Source organism: Moorena sp. SIO3E8, from assembly GCF_010692445.1.
In the GTDB taxonomy this organism is placed as follows: Bacteria; Cyanobacteriota; Cyanobacteriia; order Cyanobacteriales; family Coleofasciculaceae; genus Moorena; species Moorena bouillonii.
Map to the genome: position 1 here is coordinate 10930 of NZ_JAAHHM010000073.1, position 25555 is coordinate 36484.

The 25555-nt window shown below is 43.0% G+C and carries 40 protein-coding genes; 29 read left to right on the plus strand and 11 right to left on the minus strand.

Annotated features, from left to right (window positions below; all coding sequences use genetic code 11):
* The first annotated feature begins 88 nt into the window (after nt 1–88).
* From F6K46_RS25100 to F6K46_RS25165, 14 genes are all read left to right on the plus strand, one after another.
* Complete coding sequence (locus tag F6K46_RS25100; protein WP_293062135.1) at nt 89–1294, plus strand: glycosyltransferase; 1206 nt, start codon at nt 89–91, stop codon at nt 1292–1294.
* Complete coding sequence (locus F6K46_RS25105; protein WP_293062136.1) at nt 1291–2460, plus strand: glycosyltransferase; 1170 nt, start codon at nt 1291–1293, stop codon at nt 2458–2460. Before F6K46_RS25100 ends, F6K46_RS25105 begins: the two co-directional genes overlap by 4 nt.
* Before the next feature lie 55 nt (nt 2461–2515).
* Nucleotides 2516–3517: a glycosyltransferase family 2 protein gene (locus F6K46_RS25110; protein ID WP_293062137.1), complete on the plus strand. Its 1002-nt coding sequence runs from the start codon at nt 2516–2518 to the stop codon at nt 3515–3517.
* Nucleotides 3518–3606: 89 nt separating this feature from the next.
* Nucleotides 3607–4845: a glycosyltransferase gene (locus F6K46_RS25115; protein ID WP_293062138.1), complete on the plus strand. Its 1239-nt coding sequence runs from the start codon at nt 3607–3609 to the stop codon at nt 4843–4845.
* Nucleotides 4846–4847: 2 nt separating this feature from the next.
* Complete coding sequence (locus tag F6K46_RS25120; protein WP_293062140.1) at nt 4848–5999, plus strand: glycosyltransferase; 1152 nt, start codon at nt 4848–4850, stop codon at nt 5997–5999.
* Nucleotides 6000–6025: 26 nt separating this feature from the next.
* Nucleotides 6026–6565 carry an acyltransferase gene (locus F6K46_RS40250; protein ID WP_366510761.1) on the plus strand — a complete coding sequence of 180 codons (540 nt, stop codon included), beginning with the start codon at nt 6026–6028 and terminating at the stop codon, nt 6563–6565.
* Nucleotides 6553–7233 (plus strand): GDSL-type esterase/lipase family protein, encoded by a 681-nt coding sequence (locus F6K46_RS25130; protein WP_293062144.1) that lies wholly within the window; start codon nt 6553–6555, stop codon nt 7231–7233. Before F6K46_RS40250 ends, F6K46_RS25130 begins: the two co-directional genes overlap by 13 nt.
* Before the next feature lie 30 nt (nt 7234–7263).
* Nucleotides 7264–7656: a hypothetical protein gene (locus tag F6K46_RS25135; protein WP_293062146.1), complete on the plus strand. Its 393-nt coding sequence runs from the start codon at nt 7264–7266 to the stop codon at nt 7654–7656.
* A 389-nt stretch (nt 7657–8045) separates the two neighbouring features.
* Nucleotides 8046–9284 carry a glycosyltransferase family 4 protein gene (locus F6K46_RS25140; RefSeq protein WP_293062148.1) on the plus strand — a complete coding sequence of 413 codons (1239 nt, stop codon included), beginning with the start codon at nt 8046–8048 and terminating at the stop codon, nt 9282–9284.
* The gene (locus tag F6K46_RS25145; RefSeq protein WP_293062150.1) at nt 9281–9430 is read left to right on the plus strand and encodes a hypothetical protein; all 150 of its coding nucleotides are present in this window, start codon (nt 9281–9283) and stop codon (nt 9428–9430) included. Before F6K46_RS25140 ends, F6K46_RS25145 begins: the two co-directional genes overlap by 4 nt.
* Entirely contained in the window at nt 9423–10790 is a 1368-nt protein-coding gene (locus tag F6K46_RS25150; protein ID WP_293062152.1) for a hypothetical protein, read from the plus strand. The genes F6K46_RS25145 and F6K46_RS25150 overlap by 8 nt, the downstream gene beginning before the upstream one ends.
* A 353-nt stretch (nt 10791–11143) precedes the next feature.
* The gene (locus F6K46_RS25155; RefSeq protein ID WP_293062154.1) at nt 11144–12274 is read left to right on the plus strand and encodes a glycosyltransferase family 4 protein; all 1131 of its coding nucleotides are present in this window, start codon (nt 11144–11146) and stop codon (nt 12272–12274) included.
* 6 nt (nt 12275–12280) lie between these two features.
* Nucleotides 12281–13465, plus strand: coding sequence for a glycosyltransferase (locus F6K46_RS25160; protein ID WP_293062156.1), 1185 nt, complete (start codon nt 12281–12283; stop codon nt 13463–13465).
* A gap of 30 nt (nt 13466–13495) precedes the next feature.
* Complete coding sequence (locus tag F6K46_RS25165; protein WP_293062158.1) at nt 13496–14266, plus strand: glycosyltransferase family 2 protein; 771 nt, start codon at nt 13496–13498, stop codon at nt 14264–14266.
* A 13-nt stretch (nt 14267–14279) separates the two neighbouring features.
* On the opposite strand, the gene F6K46_RS25170 is transcribed toward F6K46_RS25165, so the two are convergent.
* Nucleotides 14280–14456, minus strand: a complete 177-nt coding sequence (locus F6K46_RS25170; RefSeq protein WP_293062161.1) for a hypothetical protein — start codon at nt 14454–14456, stop codon at nt 14280–14282.
* Here F6K46_RS25170 and F6K46_RS25175 point away from each other — a divergent pair.
* Nucleotides 14440–14643 carry a hypothetical protein gene (locus F6K46_RS25175; protein WP_293062163.1) on the plus strand — a complete coding sequence of 68 codons (204 nt, stop codon included), beginning with the start codon at nt 14440–14442 and terminating at the stop codon, nt 14641–14643. The two genes, F6K46_RS25170 and F6K46_RS25175, sit on opposite strands and share 17 nt — an antisense overlap.
* 3 nt (nt 14644–14646) lie before the next feature.
* A complete protein-coding gene (locus F6K46_RS25180; protein WP_293062165.1) occupies nt 14647–15273 on the plus strand; it encodes a YdcF family protein in 627 nt (208 codons plus the stop codon).
* Nucleotides 15274–15280: 7 nt separating this feature from the next.
* On the opposite strand, the gene F6K46_RS25185 is transcribed toward F6K46_RS25180, so the two are convergent.
* On the minus strand, nt 15281–15463 hold the full coding sequence (locus F6K46_RS25185) for a hypothetical protein (protein WP_293062167.1): 183 nt from the start codon (nt 15461–15463) through the stop codon (nt 15281–15283).
* A 415-nt stretch (nt 15464–15878) separates the two neighbouring features.
* Between F6K46_RS25185 and hpsU the strand changes: the two genes are divergently transcribed.
* A complete protein-coding gene (gene hpsU, locus F6K46_RS25190) occupies nt 15879–16478 on the plus strand; it encodes a hormogonium polysaccharide biosynthesis acetyltransferase HpsU (protein ID WP_293062169.1) in 600 nt (199 codons plus the stop codon).
* A 161-nt stretch (nt 16479–16639) separates the two neighbouring features.
* Here hpsU and F6K46_RS25195 read toward each other — a convergent pair whose 3' ends face one another.
* Nucleotides 16640–16840 carry a 2-oxoisovalerate dehydrogenase gene (locus tag F6K46_RS25195; protein WP_293117464.1) on the minus strand — a complete coding sequence of 67 codons (201 nt, stop codon included), beginning with the start codon at nt 16838–16840 and terminating at the stop codon, nt 16640–16642.
* Nucleotides 16841–17317: 477 nt separating this feature from the next.
* On the opposite strand from F6K46_RS25195, the gene F6K46_RS25200 reads away from it, so the two are divergent.
* A complete protein-coding gene (locus tag F6K46_RS25200; RefSeq protein WP_293062173.1) occupies nt 17318–17506 on the plus strand; it encodes a hypothetical protein in 189 nt (62 codons plus the stop codon).
* Here the strand turns inward: F6K46_RS25200 and F6K46_RS25205 are convergent.
* The 3 genes from F6K46_RS25205 to F6K46_RS25215 form a co-directional block, all read right to left on the minus strand.
* The gene (locus F6K46_RS25205) at nt 17479–17814 is read right to left on the minus strand and encodes a XisI protein (RefSeq protein WP_293062176.1); all 336 of its coding nucleotides are present in this window, start codon (nt 17812–17814) and stop codon (nt 17479–17481) included. The genes F6K46_RS25200 and F6K46_RS25205 overlap by 28 nt on opposite strands.
* Nucleotides 17802–18218 carry a XisH family protein gene (locus F6K46_RS25210; protein WP_293025380.1) on the minus strand — a complete coding sequence of 139 codons (417 nt, stop codon included), beginning with the start codon at nt 18216–18218 and terminating at the stop codon, nt 17802–17804. The genes F6K46_RS25205 and F6K46_RS25210 overlap by 13 nt, the downstream gene beginning before the upstream one ends.
* Before the next feature lie 112 nt (nt 18219–18330).
* Nucleotides 18331–18693: a hypothetical protein gene (locus F6K46_RS25215; RefSeq protein ID WP_293062178.1), complete on the minus strand. Its 363-nt coding sequence runs from the start codon at nt 18691–18693 to the stop codon at nt 18331–18333.
* A 295-nt stretch (nt 18694–18988) separates the two neighbouring features.
* Here F6K46_RS25215 and F6K46_RS25220 point away from each other — a divergent pair, with 295 nt between their 5' ends.
* Both F6K46_RS25220 and F6K46_RS25225 read left to right on the plus strand, forming a co-directional pair.
* The gene (locus F6K46_RS25220) at nt 18989–19126 is read left to right on the plus strand and encodes a hypothetical protein (protein WP_293025382.1); all 138 of its coding nucleotides are present in this window, start codon (nt 18989–18991) and stop codon (nt 19124–19126) included.
* Between the two features lie 28 nt (nt 19127–19154).
* Nucleotides 19155–19292 (plus strand): hypothetical protein, encoded by a 138-nt coding sequence (locus F6K46_RS25225; protein ID WP_293025383.1) that lies wholly within the window; start codon nt 19155–19157, stop codon nt 19290–19292.
* A 440-nt stretch (nt 19293–19732) separates the two neighbouring features.
* On the opposite strand, the gene F6K46_RS25230 is transcribed toward F6K46_RS25225, so the two are convergent.
* Entirely contained in the window at nt 19733–20194 is a 462-nt protein-coding gene (locus tag F6K46_RS25230; protein ID WP_293025384.1) for a peptidoglycan-binding domain-containing protein, read from the minus strand.
* On the minus strand, nt 20191–20403 hold the full coding sequence (locus tag F6K46_RS25235) for a hypothetical protein (protein ID WP_293062180.1): 213 nt from the start codon (nt 20401–20403) through the stop codon (nt 20191–20193). Before F6K46_RS25235 ends, F6K46_RS25230 begins: the two co-directional genes overlap by 4 nt.
* A gap of 86 nt (nt 20404–20489) precedes the next feature.
* On the opposite strand from F6K46_RS25235, the gene F6K46_RS25240 reads away from it, so the two are divergent.
* Nucleotides 20490–20642 carry a hypothetical protein gene (locus F6K46_RS25240; RefSeq protein ID WP_293062182.1) on the plus strand — a complete coding sequence of 51 codons (153 nt, stop codon included), beginning with the start codon at nt 20490–20492 and terminating at the stop codon, nt 20640–20642.
* Nucleotides 20643–20836: 194 nt separating this feature from the next.
* On the opposite strand, the gene F6K46_RS25245 is transcribed toward F6K46_RS25240, so the two are convergent.
* On the minus strand, nt 20837–21082 hold the full coding sequence (locus F6K46_RS25245) for a hypothetical protein (protein WP_293042986.1): 246 nt from the start codon (nt 21080–21082) through the stop codon (nt 20837–20839).
* A gap of 87 nt (nt 21083–21169) precedes the next feature.
* Nucleotides 21170–21364: a hypothetical protein gene (locus tag F6K46_RS25250; protein ID WP_293062184.1), complete on the minus strand. Its 195-nt coding sequence runs from the start codon at nt 21362–21364 to the stop codon at nt 21170–21172.
* 326 nt (nt 21365–21690) lie between these two features.
* On the opposite strand from F6K46_RS25250, the gene F6K46_RS25255 reads away from it, so the two are divergent.
* From F6K46_RS25255 to F6K46_RS25275, 5 genes are all read left to right on the plus strand, one after another.
* A complete protein-coding gene (locus tag F6K46_RS25255) occupies nt 21691–21891 on the plus strand; it encodes a hypothetical protein (protein ID WP_293062185.1) in 201 nt (66 codons plus the stop codon).
* Between the two features lie 259 nt (nt 21892–22150).
* Nucleotides 22151–22777: a Uma2 family endonuclease gene (locus F6K46_RS25260; RefSeq protein WP_293062187.1), complete on the plus strand. Its 627-nt coding sequence runs from the start codon at nt 22151–22153 to the stop codon at nt 22775–22777.
* A 9-nt stretch (nt 22778–22786) separates the two neighbouring features.
* Complete coding sequence (locus F6K46_RS25265) at nt 22787–23461, plus strand: Uma2 family endonuclease (protein WP_293062189.1); 675 nt, start codon at nt 22787–22789, stop codon at nt 23459–23461.
* A gap of 23 nt (nt 23462–23484) precedes the next feature.
* Nucleotides 23485–23607 carry a hypothetical protein gene (locus tag F6K46_RS25270; protein WP_293062191.1) on the plus strand — a complete coding sequence of 41 codons (123 nt, stop codon included), beginning with the start codon at nt 23485–23487 and terminating at the stop codon, nt 23605–23607.
* A gap of 49 nt (nt 23608–23656) precedes the next feature.
* Nucleotides 23657–24454 carry a Uma2 family endonuclease gene (locus F6K46_RS25275; RefSeq protein WP_293062193.1) on the plus strand — a complete coding sequence of 266 codons (798 nt, stop codon included), beginning with the start codon at nt 23657–23659 and terminating at the stop codon, nt 24452–24454.
* Nucleotides 24455–24499: 45 nt separating this feature from the next.
* Here F6K46_RS25275 and F6K46_RS25280 read toward each other — a convergent pair whose 3' ends face one another.
* Entirely contained in the window at nt 24500–24634 is a 135-nt protein-coding gene (locus F6K46_RS25280; RefSeq protein ID WP_293062195.1) for a hypothetical protein, read from the minus strand.
* A gap of 49 nt (nt 24635–24683) precedes the next feature.
* Here F6K46_RS25280 and F6K46_RS25285 point away from each other — a divergent pair, with 49 nt between their 5' ends.
* The 3 genes from F6K46_RS25285 to F6K46_RS25295 form a co-directional block, all read left to right on the plus strand.
* Entirely contained in the window at nt 24684–24857 is a 174-nt protein-coding gene (locus tag F6K46_RS25285; RefSeq protein WP_149031291.1) for a DUF2281 domain-containing protein, read from the plus strand.
* Between the two features lie 69 nt (nt 24858–24926).
* Complete coding sequence (locus F6K46_RS25290; RefSeq protein WP_293042976.1) at nt 24927–25172, plus strand: UPF0175 family protein; 246 nt, start codon at nt 24927–24929, stop codon at nt 25170–25172.
* Nucleotides 25173–25448: 276 nt separating this feature from the next.
* On the plus strand, nt 25449–25555 hold a 107-nt coding region (locus tag F6K46_RS25295; protein ID WP_293061279.1), incomplete at its 3' end, for a helix-turn-helix domain-containing protein.

A 25555-nucleotide genomic window follows, 5' to 3' on the forward strand; every position in this document is an offset into this window, starting at 1 on the left:
ATCCGCTGCAAAAATCAATAAAAAACATTGGGTCAAATTTACTTGTTTAGAGTTGTTTAAAATGATTGTAGCTAGCATAAAAAAAAGAGTGTTATACATTTCTGCCGTCGTACCTGATACAACATCAGGGGGAAGATTTGCGATGTACCGCCACCTAGTACTGAAACAAGACTTTGAAGTGGCAGTGGCAGGTACAACAGCTGGAGATTCTCCCATTGAAAGACGTTTCGTTATCCGTAAAAATCGTCTTATTGAGAGACTACGTCGCACTCGATTATCGCGATTGCTATATAACCTTGAGTATCTCCAAAACTGGATAATGGTACCACAGCCATTGATGCAGTTTGCCCAAGAATTTCGCCCTGATGTCGTAGTCTGTGTTATTGAAGATTGGCACATGGGCTTAGCATGGCAAATTGCCACGCGGCTTAATGTTCCTCTGGTGGTAAACTTCCAGGATCTGTTTTGTCTGTCCCAGTTTGTTCCTGACAAGATACGTCCTTTCCCTTGGTTAGTTCCGTTTTTAGTAAATCGATACCGAATGCTGAATCGGAAAGCTGCTCAATCTTTTTATACCAGTGAAGGTATGGGCAACTGGTTTGGACAAGATCGTCGAGGAGATGTTCTCTATCCCGTTGGTGATTTTAGTACCTTCAGCATTCATGTTGTAAAGCCAAAGCCCCAAACCCCTATTCAAATTGTATATGCAGGAAACTGCTACGGTGCTTATGGCCGTATGCTACTGCGCTTGGCAAATACTGTAAAAGAGCGAAGTGATATTCATTTACAAATCTTTGCTGCTGGTAATGATTGGCCTTTGGAAAAAGTCAAGGAGATGACTGAGGCTGGCATTTACAAGGGATTTAAGCCGTTTGAACAATTAAAGTCAGACTTTCAACAGGCAGATGCTTTTCTGACGGTGATGAGCTTTGAGAAAGCAGAAGAGCCATTCATGAAAACCAGTTTTACAACCAAGTGGTTGGATTATGTTCCCTATGGCAAACCTGTTTTCGTGTGGGCACCAGACTATTCAACAGCTTATCAGTTTGCCCATCAGCACCGTGCTGGGATAGCTGTTTCGGAGGATGACCCGGTAGCTTTGGTTAAGGCGATGATTGATGCTGCCTCTAATCTTGATACATGGCAAGCTGCCTCTGGGGGAGCGCGTAACGCAGCAGAAACCGTTCTCAATGCTGAGAAAATACACGCCCTGTTTGTTGATCGTGTGAACCGTGTTTGTCGTCAATCGCAAGATACTCCTAACATTGACGAGCTTCAAGAGCTGGCTCGATGAAAATGATGACTACCGCTGAATCTAGATTAATTACTACTGGTACATATGAAATTATTGTCATCTCCTCCGTACCACCTGCGCCAACTAGTGCAGGAGAAATTATACTGCACCGCCATCTAAGTCAGCTAGATGGGTGGAAGGTTTCAGTGGTGCCCAATCCCCAAGACTTGTTAACAAGATTAGCAAAAAGGTTGAATCGCACTCGATTTTATACCTGGAGCAACAATTTAAATGTTCTCACTCATGGTCGCAGTTGGGATCCCCTGTGCCATGATCACCAGCTATCAAGCCAAAAAGCAATTGTGCTCACTGTTGCTCATGGTGATGGCTGCTGGGCGGCTTTGCGCTTTGCAAAAAAATATGGCTTGCCCCTAGTAACTATTTTCCATGACTGGTGGCCAGATTTACCTATTGTCCATGCCCCCTTTCGGCAACTAATCGCACGGCGTTTCCAGCAGCTTCATGATAGCTCAGACTTGGTACTTTGCGTCAGTGAAGGAATGCAAAAAGCTTTAGGTTCGCATCCCAATAGTCAAATTCTTTATCCCATTCCAGCTTCTCTACCATCTGAACTAAGATTTAATCATTCCATAGTCGATAAATCTCGTCCCTTGCGAGTTGTGTATTCTGGAAATCTCTATGAATATGGCCCAATGTTAGGGGAGTTGTTGCAGGGAGTTAAAGATCATCCTAGTTTACAGGTACAGCTTCGGGGAAAAAACCCTAATTGGTCGGCAGATGTTCAAAAGGAAATGCGAGAGCGCGGTTTGTGGCTAGACTTTGCACCCAGATCTGAGTTGAACCAGTGGCTAAGTTCAGCCGATGCTTGTTTGGTGACCATGAGTTTTGATCCTGCGATGAGGCGGCGCATGGAAACGAGTTTTCCTTCCAAACTACTTGAGTATGTGCAATTTGGTAAACCGATTGTTGTTTGGGGACCAGAGTATGCTTCGGCGGTGCGTTGGGCTAAGGAAGGTAATAAGGCCATCTGTGTGACGAGCGAAAATCCAGCTGAATTAGTTTCAGCCCTTGAAAAACTCCAGAGAACTGCTGAGTTCCGCAAGCATTATGCTAAGCAGACTTGCCTGGCTGCTCAAAAACAGTTTAATCCATTAGTAATTCAAGAAGCTTTTTGTAAGGCAATTAGCGATTTGGTTTTTATTTAAAGATGTCAAGATTATAACAAAACTGGTAAATGAAGCTAATTCAGTTTTTGAAACTATGCCTGATGTCAGTATTATTGTCCCTCTTTACAATAAAGCCCCTTATATAGGTGCAGCGATCAACTCTGTCCTTGCACAAACCATTACTGATTGGGAACTGTGGGTCGTAGATAATAACTCTACAGATAACGGCTTAGAAATCGTCCAAAAATATTGTGACCCGAGAATCCATCTTATTTCATGTCCTAAACGTACAGGTGGGCCTGGAGCACCTCGCAACCTGGGGTTAAGGCATGCAACAGGAACCTGGGTCTTATTTCTAGATGCTGACGACACGATTGAATCGACTCATTTAGAAAATTTATTGTCGCCTGTTGAGGATCATCCTGACGCAGCTATCATTGCCGGACATTGGCAAGAATATACTAATTCAAATCCACAACAGCGCACCTTGAAAGCACCTGCTGGCTATGGTTCAACAGCTTCTGGCTTTCCTGATGGAGCAATTGCCTTTGCTTCCTGGGCAGTGCATTCAGCAATAGTTAGGCGAGATATTTTGCATACACCATTTATTTGGGTTGAAGCGCTTGACCGTTATATGAGTGAAGACACAGCCTTTTGGTTTCGCCTTACTTCTACATTCTCGGTAGCATATACTGCTAGCGCTGGTGCACTCTATCGCCAAGAAATTGAAGACAACCGAAATCAGCCAGATGTTCTGGCTTTATGGTTTCAATCTATGAAGGCAATTACTACCGCTAACATAGAGTTTCTTAGTCAACAACAGCGATCGCTAACCGCAAAACATTGTGAAAGTCTCATGCGTCTCTACTCAGATATTTATCTGAAGGCACGACTACAAAATGACGCCACAACTGCTCATGAAGCAATGGAAATCGCTAAGGAATGGCTCAAAGAATGCTCAAAGCGAAAAGGTTGTAGGTCTTTTTCACTCAGGGTAAGGGAAGCACTAGGATTGCATCGATTCCTTTCTATCATGTATTGGCAACAAAATTTAGTCACAACAGTTAATCAGATTGCTATCAGCCAGGTTGGCTAACTCTCAAGCAGAAGCTACTGATTGAAGAATTAGGATTTAGCTTGGACGAAGCGAAAACACTTAACTTTAGGTAGCATCGCGGTTAAAAGATGACAAAATCATTACTAGTTGTTGAAGAAGCCCTCAGGGATCTCAAAGCCCACTGGTTTGAGTATATCAAAACCATTACTCAAGCTGCGGAAGCCCAGGGATGGCAAGTTCAGGTTGCTGCTCACCACGATGTCGTTCCAGAAATTTGCCAAGAATTAAACGTTTTTCCCCTGTTTCGTTACGCTCGATATCTAGACAACCAGAAAAAAAAGTTACCGGGTGAGAGATATTATGGCTTTTTGCTTCATAGTTGGCGATGTTTAGTTATTCTCGTGCCCCTACTAGGGAAACAGCCCCCTTATGAGCATATTTTTGTGCCTACGGTCTTGATACATCATCTGCTGGCTTGGTGGATGATTATGACATTTCATCCTCAAAGACCTCAGCATTTAACCCTATTCTTTGTGGCTAATCCGGGGATTTGGGATCCTAATACTCAGAACTCAATCTTACCATCATCTCCTCTCCTGGGAATTCAACGTTTCTTACTCCGCCGTTTTCAGAAGCTAGTGGAACAAGGCAGAGTTACCTTGGCTGTGGAAACCAAGGGAGCAAAACGGGAGTTTGAGGAACTAACTAATTTACCGTTCCAGCTTTTTCCCCATCCTGTACCTCAGTTAACAGAATCTAGCCCACTATCAATTAGATTATCATCAACTCAAGAATCATCCAGTGCCCCCACCTTTGCTTGCTACGGTTTTGCGAGATATGAGAAGGGTTCTGATATGTTCAAAACAGCGATTGAGCAACTCTTGAGTCAACAGCAAGACATTCCGGTTCAATTCTGTATTCAATGGGTTGAACCCTTTAGCTTACCCGATGGCAGTATCTGTGAGCCTGGTTCCCTACTGCGCCAACATCCCCAGGTGACAATAATTGATCGCCCTCTCCAATCCCATGACTATCAGACCTTACTGACCAAGACCGACTGCATGATTTTACCCTATCGCAATAGTTCTTACCATGCTCGTGTTTCCCGCGTAGCCATTGAGGCTGTATGTTTGGGAATTCCCCTGATTTACACTAAAGGGGGCTGGCTAGAAGAAATTGTTAGTGAGTTTGGTAGTGGGATTGGTATTGAGGATGAGTGTACACAAGAGCTAACCCAAGCAATTATTACCCTTGGAGAAAATTTAGCTGAATATACTCAACTTGCTCTAGGAAAAAGGGCAAAAGCTCAACAATACTTCTCACCAGCAAATTTCTGTCAGCAACTTTTGTCCCCGAATAAGATTTAAAGATGAAGTTACTTTACTATTCTCCTGCCAGCTATGGAGGACTAGCTGACTATGCCCATTACCAAGCTAATGCCCTTGTATCTGCTGGTGCAGAGGTAACGTTACTGACTACGCCCAACTATCCTGTAGGTAGGGGAGAAGCCTATGAGATTGTACCGATTTTGGATGATACCACGGCAAGTCCTGGGGTGCATAAACCAATGCCCAAGGTTCTTAAAGCAGGCTATCTTTCCTATAATCTGCTCAGCAATATTGCTAGATTAATCCGTTTTATTGAAGAACATCGGTTTTGTCACGTCTTAATGGGTTCTTACCTGGAATACCTTGCTCCTTTGTGGGCACATCGCCTGAGGCGATTAGCCAATCGGGGAGTGGTATTCGGTGCAGTAGTCCATGATCCCGTGCGAGATTTTGTCCTGGGGCCTCAATGGTGGCATCGTTGCTCTATTGCAGCAGGCTATTCGTTTCTGCGGGAGGCATTTGTTCATGAAGCAATTGATTTAGATACGGTTCGCCCTATGCCTCAATTGCGCACAACCGTAATTCCCCACGGTATTTATGAATTGCCCCAAGCAACCCAATCTAGGGAAAAAATGTGCAACTTACTTGACTTACCTCCAGAGGCTAAGGTGATGTTGTCCTTTGGGCATATTCGTCCGAACAAAAACCTTGACCTGGTAATTGAGGCAATGTCTCGTGTCCCTGATGTATATTTAGTAGTCGCGGGAAAAGAACAGTCTTCTAGTCAGCAACTTGCTCGTCGTTATCAAGAACTAGCTGAGGAATTAGGTGTAGCAGATCGCTGTCGCTGGCAGATTGGTTTTATTCCCGAAGGGGAAATTCCCAATCTGTTTGACATGAGTGATTTAGTTTTATTGACTTATGATCAGACTTTTCACTCTGCTAGCGGTGTGTTAAGTATGGCAACCCACCATCGTAAACTTTGCTTGGCTTCAAGTGGAGAAGGATCTTTGAAAGAGGTAGTGCAAAAATATCAACTGGGATTGTGGGTTGATCCTGATAGTGTAACTGCGATTGTCGAGGGCTTAAAGTCATGGCTGGAAACACCGCTGAAACCTTACTGGGAAGAGTATTTTCGGGATAATTCTTGGCAGGAAAATGCCCAAATTGTTCTGAGTGTTTTAAAAACTTAAACAAATCTGCCTATAAGTCCTAATCAGTGAATCCTAAAATTATTGCAGGTAGTTTGCTCAACTATCACTACAACCATTGGCTTAGTAACTGTCCCTCCCGTAAAATCCGCATTGCTTACCTCAAGGCATATTTAGCTAGGGTAGGAAAGGAAACATCGGTTCAAATGGGCTGTCGCTTTCTTAACGGGCGTAAAGTCTATTTAGGCGATCGCAACGTAATTAACTTTGGTTGTTTATTTGATGGTCGCCATTATCAAATTCACACTGGTAACGATGTTTCTATTGGTCCGGAGGCAACCATTTTAACCTTAGGGCATGACCCCCAATCCCCTAGTTTTGCGGATCGAGGTGGAGATGTCATTATTGGCGATCGCGTTTGGATTGCTTATCGAGCTATTATTTTCCCCTCAGTAAAAATAGGAGAAGGTGCAGTAATTGGTGCAGGATCAGTAGTCACTAAAGATGTGGAACCCTACACCGTTGTGGCAGGTAATCCCGCCCGATTTATCAAGAATAGAAATCCAGAGTTAGACTATCACTTATATTACCACCCATGGCTCCTGTAAAAAAGACTAAAAAACCTTTCGGCTATGGCATTATTTTATTTCCTTGGCTCGGACTTATTTTAGTTTCACCAATTTTAGGGACTTTAGCAATTAACAAATATCCACGCAATGCCATCCTAGAAACATGGTCACATTGGCTATCTGAACAACGCAATGCTACTGCTGTATTTTGTGGTGACTCACTAGCAGCTGGAGGTGGACATTGGGGACCTAGAGTTGGTCTTGGGTATTTTACCACTCGGAATCTGGCTGGGAATGGATACACCATTCGACAAACTATTTCACAAGTTAAAAAAGCAAATATATACCAACCCAAATGGATTATTGTTGCAGCAGGTACAAATGATGCATTTTCTATACTCGATGAACGTCAAACTATTGAAGATTCAATATTAGATCTTAGCAAACTAATCAATTCAACTCAATCTTCTATAATTTTGACTCTTCCACCTCCCACAAGAAGACCTGAAGTCAACGATATTCTTATGAAGCTGCGTAAAGAAATGATTCGTGTTGCTCAATCATCTAATATTCAAATTATTGATTCTTGGTCAGAATTTATTGATGATGAAGGTTTACTTAAAAAAGAAATGACAACAGATGGTGTGCATCTAACCGATAAAGCCTACGAAATTTGGTCACAAAAAATTCAGATTCAGATGCTCTAGAAAGATTTAGTTTGCTATATAAGAATTAACATGAAATTATCATATTTAGACTTCTGCCCAAGTCTCAATAACATTATTGCAACGGGGAAAAGTATTGATCAAAATAACAACACTATCCCTGTGTCAGGTTTATCAAGTATTAACAATATCAAGGTACTCCGAGAAATTATTCTCGCTAAACGTCCCCAGAAAACCCTAGAAATCGGCTTAGCTTATGGAGGAAGTGCACTAACTATTCTGGCAAGTCTTCAAGAAATTCACAAAGATAACAACTTTCTGCATACAGCCATAGACCCTTTTCAGAAAAAATCTTGGAAAAATAGTGCCTTGGCTGTGTTAGATGCAGAAAATCTAAGTCAACGATTTAGGTTTATTGAAGATTTTTATTATTTAAGCTTGCCTCAAATAGTAAAATCACAATAAAAATTTGATCTTATTTATGTTGACGGTTCCCATTTGTTTGAAGACGTATTTATAGATTTTTATTATTCCACACTTTTACTCAAAAAAGACGGAATTATTCTGTTTTATGATTGTACTGATAGCCATGTACATAAGCTGATTAGGTTTATCAAAACTAACTATTATGATTTACTAGCGAGCTTTTCTTTAGAGAAATATACTCAGAAAAGTTTGCTGAAGAAAATAGTGAATAGATTGGGATACAAACAAATGGAGGCTTTTCAACTGATTGGGACTCCTCCAAGAGGTGCTGAAGCGTGGAATTCAAAATTGAAATCATTCTAGTCTAATTATCAATAAATTATCACAATTAACTTTGCAGGTATAAATCTTTTTCTCTCAATATATTTGTGTTTAAACAACCTCATCAGTGGATCTGCTGTCAAATCGGAGCAAGGGAACATTACGCAATCCCCAGATCCCTACATCAACAGGGTAACCTATCTCACCTAATCACAGACGCCTGGATTACCCCCCAATCTCCCCTCAACTATCTACCCAAAAACCTACTCACCAGTTTACGCGATCGCTTCCACCCAGATCTTGCTCAAGCATCCACTCACGCCTTTACCAATTCCTTGATTCAGCTAGAAATCCAGCAACGTCTGCAAAAAGTGCGTGGTTGGGAACAAATTATTGCCCGTAATCACTGGTTTCAACAAAACGCTGTCAACTATCTGGCAAAAATTGCTCCAAAATTTAATAAACCTCCCATCCTCTTTACTTACAGCTACGCAGCCTTAGATCTATTACAATTTGCCAAAGCTCAAGGGTGGCGCACTGTCCTCGGACAAATAGATCCAGGAATTGTCGAAGAAAAAATTGTTGCCCAAGCCCACCGCCAATATCCCCATTATCAATCAACCTGGCAACCAGCACCCCCGGACTATTGGACTAACTGGCAAAAAGAATGTCACCTAGCAGACCGGATTGTAGTTAACTCCACCTGGTCTAGCCAAGCCCTACAACAAGTTGGGGTACCCTCAGAGAAAATTGCCGTAATTCCCTTAGCTTACCAAGCACCTACCCAATCTCAAGGCTTTGTGCGCACCTATCCGGAACACTTTTCCCCTCAGCGTCCCCTCAGAGTGCTGTTCCTCGGACAAGTTATCCTACGTAAAGGTATCTTTCCCCTGCTGGAAGCAGCTAGATTATTACAACAGGAACCCATTGAATTTCAGATTGTAGGATCCCTAGGGATTACCCTCACCCCAGCCCAACAAAACTTGCCAAATGTGCGCTGGATTGGTTCCGTTCCCCGCAGTGCCACCAGCCAGTATTATCAACAAGCAGATGTATTTCTCTTCCCTACCCTTTCCGATGGCTTTGGTTTAACTCAACTAGAAGCTCAAGCTTGGAAATTACCCCTGATAGTGTCCCGATATTGTGGAGAAGTGGTGAAAGATCAAGAGAATGGCTTGATCTTACCAGAGGTTTCAGGAGAAGCAATTTCTCAAACCTTGCAATGGTGTCTTAATCACCCTCAACAATTGCAGTATTTTGCTCAAAACTCCACAAATCTCTCTCAATTTAGTTTGTCCCAACTCCAACAAAATCTGCAACATATAGGGTACCTAAATGAATTGTGAGAATTTTTGCTCCCTACTCCCTACTCCCTACTCCCTACTCCCTACTCCCTACTCCCTACTCCCTACTCCCTACTCCCTACTCCCTACTCCCTACTCCCTACTCCCTACTCCCTACTCCCTTTATTATAGTTTTGATTAATGACTGATTCTGTAGGGTTTCCCGAAGCCCTTGTCCCTATTTATATAATGGCTTCAAGCCTACTTTTTATCTTAGTCATTGAAGCGTTTTTAGTCAAAGACAAACGAGCTTGGAGTATTCCCGCCCTGGCGGTGTATGCAACTGTTGGAGCATGGTATTTTATAGAACTAATTTACACCCCTGAAAACTTCCTTCAGTTTCCTTCAGAAATAATAGAATACTCTTATTGGCAAATAATTACTTTTTTAATCACTTTTCGCTTGTTAATCCCTTCCCTTTCTCGCCGCTTCCTTAAAAACTACCATACTGCTTGGAAATTTACTGCCTTTAATCCTGAACAACTTTTAATGGTTCTAGCCTTCGTCTGGCTATGTTTATTAGGATATGGTGTTAGCCGTCTCAACGGCGATATTTTCACTGCTTTATTTCCAATTGCAGCTCGTACTGGACGGCAAATGTGGGGTCGGGCTGCTGCTGCTGGTGGTAATGGATTTATTATTTCTTCCGCAGGTTATGTTTATACCCTAGTTTGTGCATTTTTTGGCGTGCTTTTGCCCCTCCCAATGGGCCGTAAATTGAAGACATTAAATCTTTTGCTTGTATTGATTGTACTGCCCTATTTTATTTTTCTGGGAGCTCGTAACCAGCTTCTAGCAGTGATTATGCCAGGCTATTTTAGCTATGCGTTATTTTCCCGAGATCCGCTTTGGAAAAAGGCATTAATTACCATGGCTACTTTTTGGGCTATTAATGAATTGATGACGTTAATTATTACTTATCGTAACATTGGTTTTAATGAATTATTTAATCCAGATGTTGCCCCGCAATTCCAAGAAGAAGTAGAGGAAGAAGGGCACTTGGGATTAAATATGCTAGAAGAGCTGTGTTACATCAATTATTTTTACCAAGAAGGAAGCCTAAATTTAACGTACGGAGGTCGCTATTTAGCAGAAGCAGCTAATATAATACCTAGGGCAATATGGCCTAATAAACCTCTGATTGGAATTGAATATGCCATCTTACGGGGATTTGGTGGTGCTGATAATAGTATAGGGGTATTTGCTACTGTGTCAACTGGATTAATTGGACAAGGATTTTTTAATTTTGGTCCTATTTTGGGACCAATGGGTGCGGCGATTTTAATGGCGGCTTGGGCAAGTTTTATGGGTAGACTCTGGGCACAGCAATTTTCCACCCTGCGCCTAGGATTATTTCTGATTTGTTTAGGGCTGACGTTTAACTTAGGTCGAGAATTTACCCTACTGGTATTATGGCCAGCTTTGTTTGGATATGTATTTGTCCTGATGCTAGAACGCTACGGATCCAAAAAAGCTCAGGGAAGATTTATATCTACATCTCATTTATAGCGTTTGTATCTAGGTTGTAAACGCACGTATTGCCGACAAAGGCATACAAGAGGCAAAAGGGGTGCATCTCCTAAAAGCTGTTTGACCCGGTGGTGCGTTACGGGCAGCAACCTAACCCTGGCTACGAGGCGGAAAATGAAAACCCCCCTAACGCACCCTACTAGACCGACACATCTAAAATGGTGCAATAAGCGTAGGTTGGGTTGAAGAATGAAACCCAACACCAGTAACGCTTTGTTGGGTTTCCCTACCGCTCAACCCAACAAACATTTTTAGGTGTGCCACGCCACTACGCAAAATTTAGGTGCGACTTAAAACAGAATTTAGTATATATATATTTTTATCTAAATCAAGTGCTCAAAATCGCAGTATTGTTTACTAACTATGGCCCCTACCATATTGCCCGTGTTAGTGCTTTGCACCAGCACTTTCATCAAATAGGATGGAATGTAGTTGGTATAGAATTAGCAAGATCCGAAGCTGACTATGCCTGGAAAGCTAATTTACAAAATCTTCCATTTCCGCTTATTTCTGTTGTCAGCGATCGACAGCGAGAGGAGGTAAAATGTTATGAATTACTCCCAAAACTTTACTCTACCCTAAGGAAGGTTCAACCTGATGTGGTGGTGATTGCTGGCTATTTTGAATCAGCCATGGTTGCCACTTTAGTATGGAGTTTATGGCACGGTAAACTACCAATTTTGCTTTCGGAGACTACAGAAACCGATTTTACTAGAATTTGGTGGCGTGAAACGATAAAGCGCTGGCTACTTAACCGGTATAAATCGGCTTTAGTGGGCGGGCAACCACAACAACGTTACTTGATCAAATTAGGAGTACCTAAGGAAGCCATTTTTTGCGGCTATAATGTCGTAGGTAATGATGCTTTCCATCCCGACAAAATTAAATCTCTGGCACCTCCTTTAAAAAAGCCCTACTTCCTGGCTATCAATCGCTTTATCCCTAAGAAAAATCTCCCTTTTATAATTTCAGCCTACGCTACCTATCGCCAACTAGCTAAAGACAGGGCTTGGGATTTAGTCCTGTGTGGGGATGGTTCAATGCGCTCTCAAATTGAGCAACAGATTAAAGACTTAGGGTTGACTAAGTTTATTCATATAACTGGTTTTTTACAACAACAAGAACTTCTGCCTTATTTTGCTCACGCTGGCTGCTTTATCCATGCTAGTACTCACGAACAATGGGGATTAGTTGTGAATGAAGCTATGGCAGCTGGCTTACCAGTGCTAGTGTCTAATCGCTGTGGCTGTTTTGAAGATTTAGTAGTTGAAGGGATCAATGGATTTGGTTTTAATCCCTATGATAGGGAACAGCTAACTAAGTTAATGTTCAAGGTAAGTTCAGGGAAAATTGACCTAGACAATCTCAGTCAAGCCGCCCTGGAACACATCCAGAAATTCTCTCCCGACTATTTTGCTCAAGGTTTGATAAATGCTGTTGAATACGCCTTAGCTAATCACTAATTACTGATGAAAATTCTGATTGTTATTCCTGCTTTAGGGGCTGTTTATGGGGGTACATCTAAATGCGTAGTGGAACTAGCTCAAGCATTGGGTAACTTAGGCATTACTGTTGACCTGGTAGCCACTAATGCTAATGGTTCTGAGGTGATAGAAGCCCCTATCAAAACCTGGTTACCTAAAACTAATTATCGCCTACAGTTTTTTCCTTACAAAGGGATTGGAGACTACAAATTTAGTTTTTCTCTGAGTAAGTGGCTATACCAACACATCGGCGATTATGACTTAGTCCAAACTAATGCGATTTTTTCAGTTCCTAACCTAGCTGCTTACTGGGCTTGTCAATGGTATAATATCCCTTATGTTATTATCCCCCACGGCATGCTTGACCCTTGGGCACTTTCCTATAAAGGCTGGAAAAAACGTATCTACTATACTCTATTAGAAAAACCGGCTCTCCAAAACGCTAGCGCACTGCAAATGCTAGCCTCTACGGAAGCGGAACAAATTAAACCCCTCAAGCTCAAAACTCCTGTTACTATTGCCCCTAACGGCATTCACCGTCAAGACTTTGAACAACTCCCTAATCCGGAACTTTTTTATCAACAGTTTCCAGCTACTCGTAACAAAACTCTGATTCTTTTCTTAGGACGTATCGACCCCAAAAAAGGATTAGACTTGCTAGCCACAGCTTTTGGTAAAATACACTCTAAATTTTCCCATACTCACCTAATTCTTGCAGGTCCTGATAACATTGGTTTCTTACCTACGGCCAAAGACTACTTTGCTAATGCAGGTTGTCTGGATGCTGTTACCTTTACAGGGATGCTAACAGGCTCTCTCAAATATGCTGCCCTTGCTGCTGCTAGTATTTATGTTGCCCCTTCTTATTCTGAAGGGTTTAGTATGTCTGTGCTGGAAGGTATGGCTTCAGGTTTACCTTGTGTTATTACCACAGGCTGTAATTTTCCAGAAGCTGCTACTGCAAACGTTGCCCATGTAGTTGATATTGATGCTGAGGCTATTGCCAATGCTTTAAACCAGTGTTTACAATTTCCCCAACAAGCCAAAGAAATGGGAACTCGCGCTCGTCAACTTATCTTTGAACAATACACCTGGGATTCCATAGCAAAAAAACTGATTCAAGTTTATAAATCTATCATCCAAAATCAACCTATTTCGATCTTATCTTAACAAGATATTATTTTAACAAATTTTTCGGGAATGCTAGAAAAAATTACCCCACTCATTCTCACCTACAACGAAGCGCCTAATATCGAACGTACCCTTCAACAGCTTACCTGGGCAAAGACAATTGTTGTAATTGATAGTTACAGCACCGATGAAACCTTAGAAATTGTCAAATATTACCCCCAAGTTCAAGTATTTCAGCGAAAATTTGACACCCACGCAACACAATGGAATTACGGTCTAGAACAAGTCACATCAGAATGGGTACTGTCATTAGATGCTGATTACAGTGTCACCAATGAGTTAATAGCTGAAATAAAAGCTTTACAAATAGATACCGATATTAATGGCTATTTTGCCAAATTCAAATATTGTGTTTTTGGCAAACCCCTTAGAGGAACGATACTTCCCCCTCGTCAAGTTTTATTTCGCAAAGAAAAATCAACGTATATTGATGATGGTCACACCCAGCTTTTGCAAGTTAATGGCAACTCAGCAACACTCTCTTCCTACATTCATCACGATGACCGCAAACCTTTAAGCCGATGGTTGTGGGCCCAAGACCGATACATGATAATTGAAGTCAAAAAACTAACCCAGACCCCAGATAATGAAATTAGTTTAGGTGACAGGATTCGCAAACAAAAAATCATTGCTCCCTTTATTATCCTATTTTACTGTCTGATTCTTAAGGGCGGAATTTTCGATGGTTGGCATGGTTGGTATTACGCATTTCAACGGATGCTAGCGGAAACTCTGTTATCTATTCGGTTGATTGAATTTGAAAAATTACAGAAGCAGTAAATTTTAACCATTGTCAAATAGGGAATCGGGAATCGGGAATCGGGAATCGGGAATCGGGAATCGGGAATCGGGAATCGGGAATCGGGAATCGGGAATCGGGAATCGGGAATCGGGAGTCGGGAATCGGGAGTGTGGGGCGGGGGCGCGGGGCGGGGGCGCGGGGAGATGGGGAGATGGGGGGAACCCTCAAGACCGGACTGGATCCCCAAGACTCTTCTACTCTCTACTCTTTACTCCCTACTCCCTACTCCCTACTCCCTACTCCCTACTCCCTACTCCCTACTCCCTACTCCCTACTCCCTACTCCCTACTCCCTACTCCCTACTCCCTACTCCCTGCTCCCTACAACTCAACCTACGGGAAAATCCTTGTATTGAGCCATGAAACGAAACTTATCTTCACGCCGACGTTTCACCAATAAACCTGGCTTTGGCTACCCTCGCAAAACCCTACGCAAAATGCGGGCGGTATTTACCCTTACCATCCTATGTATTGCTCTTACCTTTATCCCCATTCGCTTAGGGTTCGCCCATCTCCAATCCCCCACTCCTCAGGTGATTCTGACCCTCGGTGGAGATATCACACGGGAAAAATTTACAGCTGAGTTTGCTCAGCAACATCCTAACCTTGATATTTGGGTCTCTTCTGGAGAGCCCACCCCACAAGCCCAAAAGGTCTTTCGGGAAGCAGGTATTCCTGATCAGCGAGTAAATCTTGATCGCCGTGCTATCGATACCGTCACCAACTTTACCTCCCTGGTTCAAGATTTCCAAACCCATGACATCCACCATGTGTATCTAATCACCTCAGACTTTCATATGCGTCGGTCGATTGCGATCGCCTTCTTTATTTTCGGCAGTCAGGGTATTGCCTTCACTCCTGTCGCCATTCCTTCCCAGCAGCCTGAGGAATCCTGGCTGCCAGTGCTACGGGATGTAGGGCGCTCGGTGGTCTGGATTATCACTGGTCATAGTGGGGCGAGTCTTCATTATTATTTGAGAGCGTAATTGAGAATTAAGAATTAAGAATGAAGAATGAAGAATGAAGAATGAAGAATGAAGAATGAAGAATGAAGAATGAAGAATGAAGAATCGGGAATCGGGAGTCGGGAATCGGGAGTCGGGAATCGGGAATCGGGAGTCGGGAATCGGGAATTAAGAATGTAGAATTAAGAATGTAGAATTTGGAATTATGCATTCTGACAGATAATCTACCCTACGCGAATACCAAAGGCGAACAACATTTTTGAATGTAGAATTATAAATTATACATTCTAGATTCTGCCTTCTGGCTTCTGCCTTCTACATTCTAGATTCTGCCTTATAGATTCTAAATTATAAATTCTACATTCTTAATTCTTAATTCTTAATTCTACATTCTACATTCTTATAATCTACCCTACGCGAATACCAAAGGCGAACAACATTTTTGAATGTAGAATTATAAATTATACATTCTAGATTCTGCCTTCTGGCTTCTGCCTTCTACATTCTAGATTCTGCCTTATAGATTCTAAATTATAAATTCTACATTCTTAATTCTTAATTCTTAATTCTACATTCTACATTCTTAATTCTTAATTCTGACAGATAACCTTCAACCAAACCAATATATGACTACTGACTTAAGTAAACCACCAGCTTTAGAAATAGCCCCCTTAGTAGATTTAAGCCAATACGACTCATCTCGATTTGACCGAGGGCGTCCCAGCTGGCTAATCTTAATCTGGTGGTTGGTGCAAGCGATCGCATTTCCCTTAAGTCTTCATAACTTCAATGGTTTCCGCCGATGGCTGCTACAACTATTTGGAGCCAAGATTGGTACTAATGTCATCATTCGACCCACTGCTCGTTTTACTTACCCCTGGAAAGTAGAAGTTGGTGACTACAGTTGGATTGGGGATGATGTAGTTTTCTACAGTGTCGATCGAATTCGCATTGGTAGTCATTGTGTTATTTCGCAAAAATGTTACCTCTGTACCGGTAGTCACGATATCAAAGACCCAAGATTTGGGTTAATCACAGGTGAGATTCATGTTGGTAACGGAGCCTGGATTGCCACCGATTGCTTCGTTGCTCCCGGTGTCCACATTGGAGCCAATGCGGTAATTGGTGCTCGCAGCAGTGTGTTTAGTAATATCCCAGAGCAGCAAGTATGCTGGGGGACACCAGCACGTGCTCGGTATCGACGGGAAATAGGGAGTAGGGAGTAGGGAGTAGGGAGTAGGGAGTGTGGGAAGTGTGGGGAGTGTGGGGAGCTGGGGAGCTGGGGAGATCGGGAGATGGAGAGCTGGGGAGATCGGGAGATGGGAAGTTTGGGGAGATGGGGAGTCAGATCTTTGAGAACTGCTATAGTGGTAAACAATTCGTGATTTTAGATCCTGTTACCTTTACCAGACCGTAGCGAAACCACTACATCTTTATCACTACCTTCAAAATGACACTCAACAGCATCTCGAACCATCGTTCTCAGCTCATCTAACGTGTCTGCTTGAGTAAATATAGATTCTCCTAAAGCTCTGGCTGTATAACCCCCTTCCGGATCTTCCTCAACCAAAAACACAACTTCGCTCATGTTCATGACTCCCCCATTGTTGTCTATCGTTATTATTGCATAGGGAACAGGGAGTAGGGAGTAGGGAGTAGGGAGTAGGGAGTAGTAGGGAGTAGTAGGGAGTAGGGAGTAGTAGGGAGTAGTAGGGAGTAGTAGGGAGTAGGGACTTCGGAAGTCGGAAGTGGGAAGAGGGAAAAAATCCTGTCTACCTGATAGTTATGAAAAACGCTGTATCCCTATGCTGTCACAATCCTGAAACAAAAGCAAAATCGGTTCTTCACTGATGGCAATTCTTATTTGGGTGAGGTAAAAATTCTTGGGTTTTAGGGAGTAGGGAGCAGGGAGTAGGGAGTAGTAGGGAGTAGGGAGTAGGGACTTCGGAAGTCGGAAGTGGGAAGAGGGAAAAAATCCTGTCTACCTGATAGTTATGAAAAACGCTGTATCCCTATGCTGTCACAATCCTGAAACAAAAGCAAAATCGGTTCTTCAGTACCTTTTATGCTAAATTTACAGTCAAAAAACTTAGAAAGCTTACTGTATAAGAAAAATTCTGCGATTCAACTCACAAAAAATTTTGAATACGGGCTCTTTCCATTGCTCCCTACTCCCTACTCCCTACTCCCTACTCCCTACTCCCTACTCCCTACTCCCTATTCCCTTCAACCGACCGCAAAATCACTATACTGACGCATAAACGGAGTATGAAAGGCTAATACAATGTCATACTTAGGAATTCCCACATCAGTCAGCTCATTCGCCACACCATATTCAGTCCCATCGTATTGAATCCAAATTTTGTCATTGATAATATCAATATGAATCAAGCAGCCATAGACACGGCGATGCTCTTCCCAACCCACACTGATAATTTGATAGTGGTCGTTTTCTAGATCAAACGAAGTATAACGGTCTATATCACCAAACGAAGGTTTTATTTTGCTGTAATCGGTCAATATTTTCTTAATCGCTTCACGATACTGGTTTAATTTATCCATTTCACAATTACTTCCTCTTCAGGATCGAAGACTAACAGCTTAACTTGATACTCTTTAATACTAAGTTGAGGGAGTTCTTCACAAAAAAAATCGTCGTAAATGGATAAGGGAACAGCCAAATAAAGTAATCGCTGTGGTTGCTTCAGGCGTAGTACGATCCGGTAATTCAAAAACTGCCCTAAAGCTAAATGAAATTGAAATACACTAGAAGATGAGACAAAGCTTTTAATTTCAACAGCAATTTGCTGATTCTCCTTCTGTGCACCAATTAACCTTTCGGCACCTAAGTCGATATGCAATTGGCGATCGCGTAAATCTAAGGTTAAGGGGTCGTGAGTAATTACCCAATTATCTTGGACAAGCGCTTTTTTAACAACATCATGAAATATATCCTTAGCAGGCATTGCTACATTTACGTTTTATAATGATTCAAAAATCAATAGATACACTGTTCCCTAGAATATTATAACGTTTCTAGCATTTATGAGGTACGCTTATGAACTTCAAAGTCCCCCTTTATAAGGGGGATTTAGGGGGATCCCTTTGTACCTCATGGGAAAGAGAATTGCTATATAACGGCTGGTCAAAATCCTCTGACATTTTAACTAACCCCTTAGCGCTACCAAACTTAGGCGTTGCTTGTACTGCCATCATTGGCACAATTCTAAACGATTTCCCATCACTACCGAGGATGACAACCTCTTCCCCTGCTGCTGCTGCTTCAAGTAGTTCCGCGAGTCTAGTCTCTGCTTCCTTCAACTGAATTTGGTACATGATCACGGTTCCAGAGCCAACGGTTTGAGTATAGCAATTAGAAGGGAGTAGGGAGTAGGGAGCAGGGAGTAGGGAGTAGGCAATAGGCATGCTAGCAATAGGCAATAGTGTCGGAAGTGTGCGGTCAGTGCAACGGTTTTTGGAGTAGGGAACAGGGAACAGCGGATCTGGGAACAGGAGGAAGTGTGCGGTCAGTGCAATGGTTTTATTAACTGTGCGGCCAGTGCAATGGTTTTATCAACTGTGCGGCCAGTGCAACGGTTTTCTGATACCTATTGATAAAAACGGGACTTCGGAGCAAGGGGAGTGTCCCAAGTGTCTCAACTGTGCGGCCAGTGCAACGGTTTTGTGATCACTATTGATTAGGAAAAGCGACTTCGGGGGGGGGAGTTTCGGAACTATGTGCTCAGTGCAACGGTTTTCTCAACTGTCGAAAGTGTGGGGAGATCGGGAGTCAGCTCAGCGTTCCCTCTTGCCTCTTGCCTCTTGCATGCATGCCTCTTGCCTGTTCCCTGTTCCCTACTCCCAGCTAGAATAAAGTGGACTATAGTTTAGGGTAATCAATCATGGATGCTCCTAAGTCTGAAACCACTCCTCCTCAAAAGCAGTTACGTCCATTTGCACTCTGTCTAGGCCAGTTCAAAGTCCCAGATGATTTTGATGCCCCGTTGCCAGATGAGATTCTAGACGGGTTTGAGCAATAGTGAAACTATAGAATATTTTTGTCAATTTTTCCTTGACCAATGATTAATCAATAGGGAATTGAGAATTAAGAATTGAGAATTAAGAATTGAGAATTGAGAATTGAGAATTAAGAATTGAGAATTAAGAATTGAGAATTGAGAATTGAGAATTGAGAATTGAGAATTAAGAATTGAGAATTGAGAATTAAGAATTGAGAATTGAGAATTAAGAATTGAGAATTAAGAATTAAGAATTAAGAATTAAGAATTGAGAATTAAGAATTAAGAATTTAAAATTAACCCTTCTACCTTCTACCTTCTACCTTCTACCTTCTACCTTCTACCTTCTACCTTCTACCTTCTACCTTCTACCTTCTACCTTCTTAATTCTACCTTCTTAATTCTACCTTCTTAATTCTACCTTCTTAATTCTACATTCTACATTCAACTTTCCCTACTCCCTAGTAACGACGCCGGGAGACACTAGCTTCACCCAACTTACGCCAGGTATGCCAGCCAACTACTCCATCCACTTTCAAACGGTTGTTGCGTTGGAATTGAGTTACACCTAGGTAGGTATATCGGTCAAAATTGGCGTTAAATTTAACAATGGTGTAGCCCAAGCTGATTAGGATCTGCTGCAAAAATCGCACGGCGTCACCATTGTTACCAGGAGTCAGCACTGGCATAGTCACAGTAGTAATTGTGTCAAGGGTTAGGGATGGTGGGTTATAGGGAGGATAGGGAGGATAGGAATGTTGGGCGTCAACGTTGATGACTTCTTTTGGGCTTTCCATGGATGGGGCGGTTGCCATCCCTAGGTCTTGATTGTCCATAGTTTCTGGTGAATTGGTCATGGATTGGTCATCCGCCATCATGGTTTGGGCAGGATTGGGGATTGGTATTTCTGAGTTGTTTTTCATGATTTGTGCTGAAGTTGTGTATAGGTTTTGCGACTATTAAGGGAGTAGGGAGTAGGGAGTAGGGAATCGGGAATCGGGAATCGGGAGTCGGGAATCGGGAGTGTAGCTGGCGTTGCTGAATCAAGTAATGAATCTGAGTAGAGTGGGCATCCTGCCCGCAAGGGCAAGATCTCGAACGGGCAAGATGCCCATTCTACAAAACTTTTCAAATCATTCCATTATTCAGCAACGCCGTGTAGCTGGTAAGTATGGAAAACGCTATAACATCGCTGCCGCAGTGAAATGCGATTGACCTTTGGTCACGCTACGCGATCGCGTTTTTGATAGCGTTTCTCATACCTATGAAGTACACAGGATTTTTTCCCTGTTCCCTCTTGCCTTTTGCCTAAACTCCAAAATCTACCTCAACCAATTGAAAACTGCGATAGATCTAGTCCAGACCGATTGAGCAACCGAAAAAAGATGGAACAATTATTGGTTTCTTTTTCCGTTATACTCAATTAAGCTGTCTGACCTTCAATTTATAACCGCTATTGTATGCTTCAGAAATTACAGGTGGTATTTCGGCAAGAGCTCCCTTTGTTTTCCTGTTGAATAACCCGTAACTATAACAATTTTCAATCGTAAGTGAAAAATACCTCTCTAGACAGTGGATACTACAGGGAATCGGGAATGCGCGAATTTAGAATGCGCGAATTTAGAATTGGGAATCGGGAATCGGGAATCGGGAATCGGGGGAAGAGTATGGGTTGTGGTAGATAAATGTGATCGCAGATGGCTATGGTCGGTAAATGCGAACGCGCCCCGCGTGACAAGCAGGTCAATCGCATCTAGCTGTGATCGGTAAATGCGTTCGGATCTAGCTGTGATCAGTAAAAGCGATCGCATCTAGCTGTGATCAGTAAAAGCGATCGCATCTAGCTGTGATCAGTAAAAGCGATCGCATCTAGCTGTGATCAGTAAATGCGATCGCATCTAGCTTTGATCAGTAAATGCGATCGCATCTAGCTGTGATCGGTAAATGCGATCGCAGCTAGATGCGATCGATAAATGCGAACGCGCCCCGCGTGACAAGCAGGTCAATCGCACATAGCTGTGGTGGGTAAAAGCGAACGCGCCCCGCGTGACAAGCAGGTCAATCGCGTAGCGTGACAAGCAGGTCAATCCCATCTAGCTGTGATCAGTAAAAGCGAACGCGCCCCGCGTGACAAGCAGGTCAATCGCGTAGCGGCTCTTTTGGAGCATCGCGTAGCGTGACAAGCAAGTCAATCGCACTTACTATTCCCTGTTCCCAGATCCGCTGTTCCCAGATCCGCTGTTCCCTCTCCATCAAAAAATTGTTACAAAAATTTTCAAAATATGTTATAATTATGCAATTTTTATGCTATTATAGAAAAAGGAACACTCAAAAGGAGATAAGTGAAGAGCCAGCCCACAGATGTTAGAGCGTCACGGGCTGGCTCTGGGTCTCCCACTCAAAAGGAGGTAATTTTATTATGTCGTACAGTCAACGCCTATACCCATGGGCAATCGTTCGCTTGTTACCACAGATGCAACGAGTCGTTGTCGCTCGTTTCCGTAACCGATCCAATGCGGAGGGTCATATGACAGCTCTTAAACGGCTGATGCCCGAGGCTGAATTTGTGATTATTTTTGATGTTCCTAATCCTATTGGTGAAGAAGATTCTTCAGAATGAAGAATGTAGAATGGAGAATGTAGAATTGAGAATGTAGAATTAAGAATGGAGAATTACCAATTCGCGCATTTTAAATTATTAATTCTTAAATCAAAAAGGTTGTTCGCCTTTGGTGTTAGGTGAAGGGGAGGTTGTTTGTAAGAATGGAGAATGGTGAAGGCAGAATGGTGAATTCTTCATTCTAAATTCTTCATTCTAAATTCTTCATTCTAAATTCAAAAATACTGATCCACCTCGTTAAGACCGGGAGGAACCTGGTTTGCCTGACGAATTTCACGACTTCCAACCCCAACTACTGCGAGAAACCTGCCAACCTCCCAACTATCCCAGGGAGGAGATGTTCATTGCTACAAACCTGAATGTATATTACAACAGTCGTCATTACTTATGGCATAAGCGACCAGATTGGTTTCTGGTATTAGATGTAACTCCTGCTGAAAAACAAGAAGACCTGCGCTGGAATTATGTGGTTTGGCAGGAAGGAAGAGCGCCATTTTTGGTAGTGGAACTCCTATCACCAGGTACCGAAGCTGAAGATTTAGGACAAACCCTAAGGTCGGCCAACAAGCCACCAACCAAATGGCAAGCCTATGAGCAGTATATGCGCATTCCTTACTATGTAGTTTTTGACCGCTATGAAAAACAGCTGCACGTGTTTCAATTAATTGCCACTCAGTATCAACCGGTAGAACTTTCTGAACCCAAATTTTGGATTCCAAAACTGGAATTAGGGTTAGGAGTATGGCAAGGTAAATATCAACAAACAGAAGGGTTGTGGCTGCGTTGGTATGATGGAGCTGGTAATTGGATTGAGACTTCAGCAGAACGGGCAAAACGATTGGCAGAAAAATTGCGTACCCTTGGCATCAATCCCGATGATTTATAGGAGTAATTTATGGCAACATCAATATCACAACCGATGGTAATTCCCATTCTTGAAAACGGCGATCGCTTAACTCGGGTGGAATTTGAACGACGATACCAGGCAATGCCTGATACCAAGAAAGCAGAATTGATTGAAGGAGTAGTTTACGTGGCATCTCCCGTCAGGATCACGAAACATGCCAATCCCCATGGGAAAATTATTACCTGGCTAGGGGTCTACGAAGCCGCTACCCCCGGTGTCATGTTGGGAGACAATCCTACGGTGCGGCTGGATTTTGATAATGAGCCCCAACCAGATGCAATTCTGCGCATTGATCAACAAAAGGGTGGACAGTCCCGCATTACTGACGATGACTATATAGAAGGAGCACCGGAGTTGATTGTCGAAATTGCGGCCAGTAGTGCTTCCTACGACCTACATGACAAGCTACGGGCTTACCGGCGCAATGGAGTAAAGGAGTATTTAGTTTGGCTGGTGCAAGAGCAACAGTTTCGCTGGTATGAATTGGATGCAGGGGAGTATGTCCAGCAGCAGCCAGATCAGTTGGGGGTGCTTAGCAGTAATGTGTTTCCAGGATTGCAGTTGGCAGTAGGGGCGTTACTAGCTGGAGAAATGCAACGGGTATTGTCAGTGCTTCAGGAGGGAATAGAGTCAGAGGCACATCAACACTTTGTAGCTGGATAGGCTCGGTAGCTAATACTCCGAAGATGGCTTTTGCGATCGGCGTTCGCGCAGCGTGGCCAAAGGCCTCAGCCGCGCCAAAGGCGATTAGCCCGAAGGGCTACGCTACGCGATCGCAAACAGCAACAAACCCACTGCTGGGACCCTAGGTAACTGACCCAAATGCTACCCTCAAACTATCAGGTTCAACAGAAGATCATGTACCAAACTGACCCACCGCTTTCTCCCAGCGAAACCATGCCCACGATGTATGACCTACCTAGTGAAGACCCAGAGGAGCCTGGTTTGCCTGACGAATTTCACGACTTCCAACCCCAGCTATTGCGGGAAACCTGCCAACCTCCTAACTATCCCAAGGAGGAGATGTTCATTGGTACAGACCTAAATTTATATTACGATAGCCATCATTTATTGTGGCACAAACGACCGGATTGGTTCCTGGTATTGGGTGTCACTCCTGCTCAACAACAACAAGATCTGCGCTGGAGTTATGTGGTTTGGCAGGAAGGAAGAGTGCCATTTTTGGTAGTGGAACTCCTATCACCAGGTACCGAAGCCGAAGATTTAGGACAAACCCTAAGGTCTGCCAACAAGCCACCCACCAAATGGCAAGCCTATGAACAATACATGCGCATTCCTTACTATGTGGTCTTTGACCGTTATGAAAACCAGTTGCGAGTGTTTCAATTAATTGTCACCCAGTATCAGGAAGCAGAGCTTTCTGAGCCCAAATTTTGGATTCCAGAACTAGAATTAGGGTTAGGAGTATGGCAAGGAAAATATCAAGAAACAGAAGGGTTGTGGCTGCGTTGGTATGATGGGGCGGGTAATTGGATTCCAACTTCAGCAGAACGGGCAGAACAAGAACGCCAACGGGCAGAACAAGAACGCCAACGGGCAGAACAAGAACACCAACGGGCAGAACAGGAATCCCAACGGGCAAAACGATTGGCAGAAAAATTGCGTACCCTTGGCATCAATCCCGATGATTTATAGCGCTACGCGCAAGTCAGAAGTGAGAAGTCAGAAGTCAAAAGTAAGCTAGGAGTAGGTTTCGGAGTTTAGAAGCGATGCAGCGCGGTCTTGGGAAGGCAGCGCGGTCTTGGGGAGGCAGCGCCGCCAAAGGGGGTCCCCCCCATGAGCGACTGCCGTGGTTTCCCCCATGAGCGACTGCATCAAGACAATGTCAAACATCTTAATGGGTAGTGCTATATAGGAGTAGTCTATGGGAACATCAAAATCCCCACCGATGGTAATTCCACATGATGTGCTGGCAGTTTTGCAGGTATTGTCGCCAAAGCAACGTCAATTAGTGTTTGACTTTGCTGAGTTCTTGCTCCAAAAGCAAAGAAAATCCGAAAGTGAAGAATCGGCTGATAGTCCGCCAATACCTGGATAAGTTGACGCTTCTGAATAGGTGGGCATTGGGCTACAATCAAAACAATGGGTTGAAAATGCTGAGTCGGTTATGAGTGTTGTAATTTCTGATGAGTTGTTGCAAGCTGCTAAACTATCGGCAGCCGATTTGAAGCTTGAGATTGCCATTATGCTATATAAACAGAAAAGAATTAGTATTGGTAAAGCCCGTGAGCTAGCTGGCATGCACCTAATTGAATTTCAACAAGCACTCTCTAATCGGAGAATTTGTATCAATTATGACCGTGAAGATTTTCAACAAGACATTCAAACATTGAAGGAATTGGGCGATATATGATCGTGGTTAGCTTTCCGGCAAAATTCATCCCACACTCATGCTGCGCATTGAGTGTGGGATGAATTTTGCACAGGATCTCTCGGAACAGGGAAGCGAGCTATCAAGCTCCTAATTAATTCTGATTGAGTCATCCCGCGCCGCTGTTCTTCTTGTATCAACTGTCTTTTTTCAAAATCGGTAATCCTGATTATTATTTTTTTATCTTTCATTTTGGATTACTATTTGTAGACACACTTGCTATAATTATAGTAGGTCGATAAGCCAAAGAGCAAGTCAATGATAATCGCGTACCAATACCGGTTAAAACCAACAAAAGAGCAAAAGGCGAAGATAGACAATTGGCTGTCTATGCTGTGTGCTCAATATAATTATTTGTTGGCCGA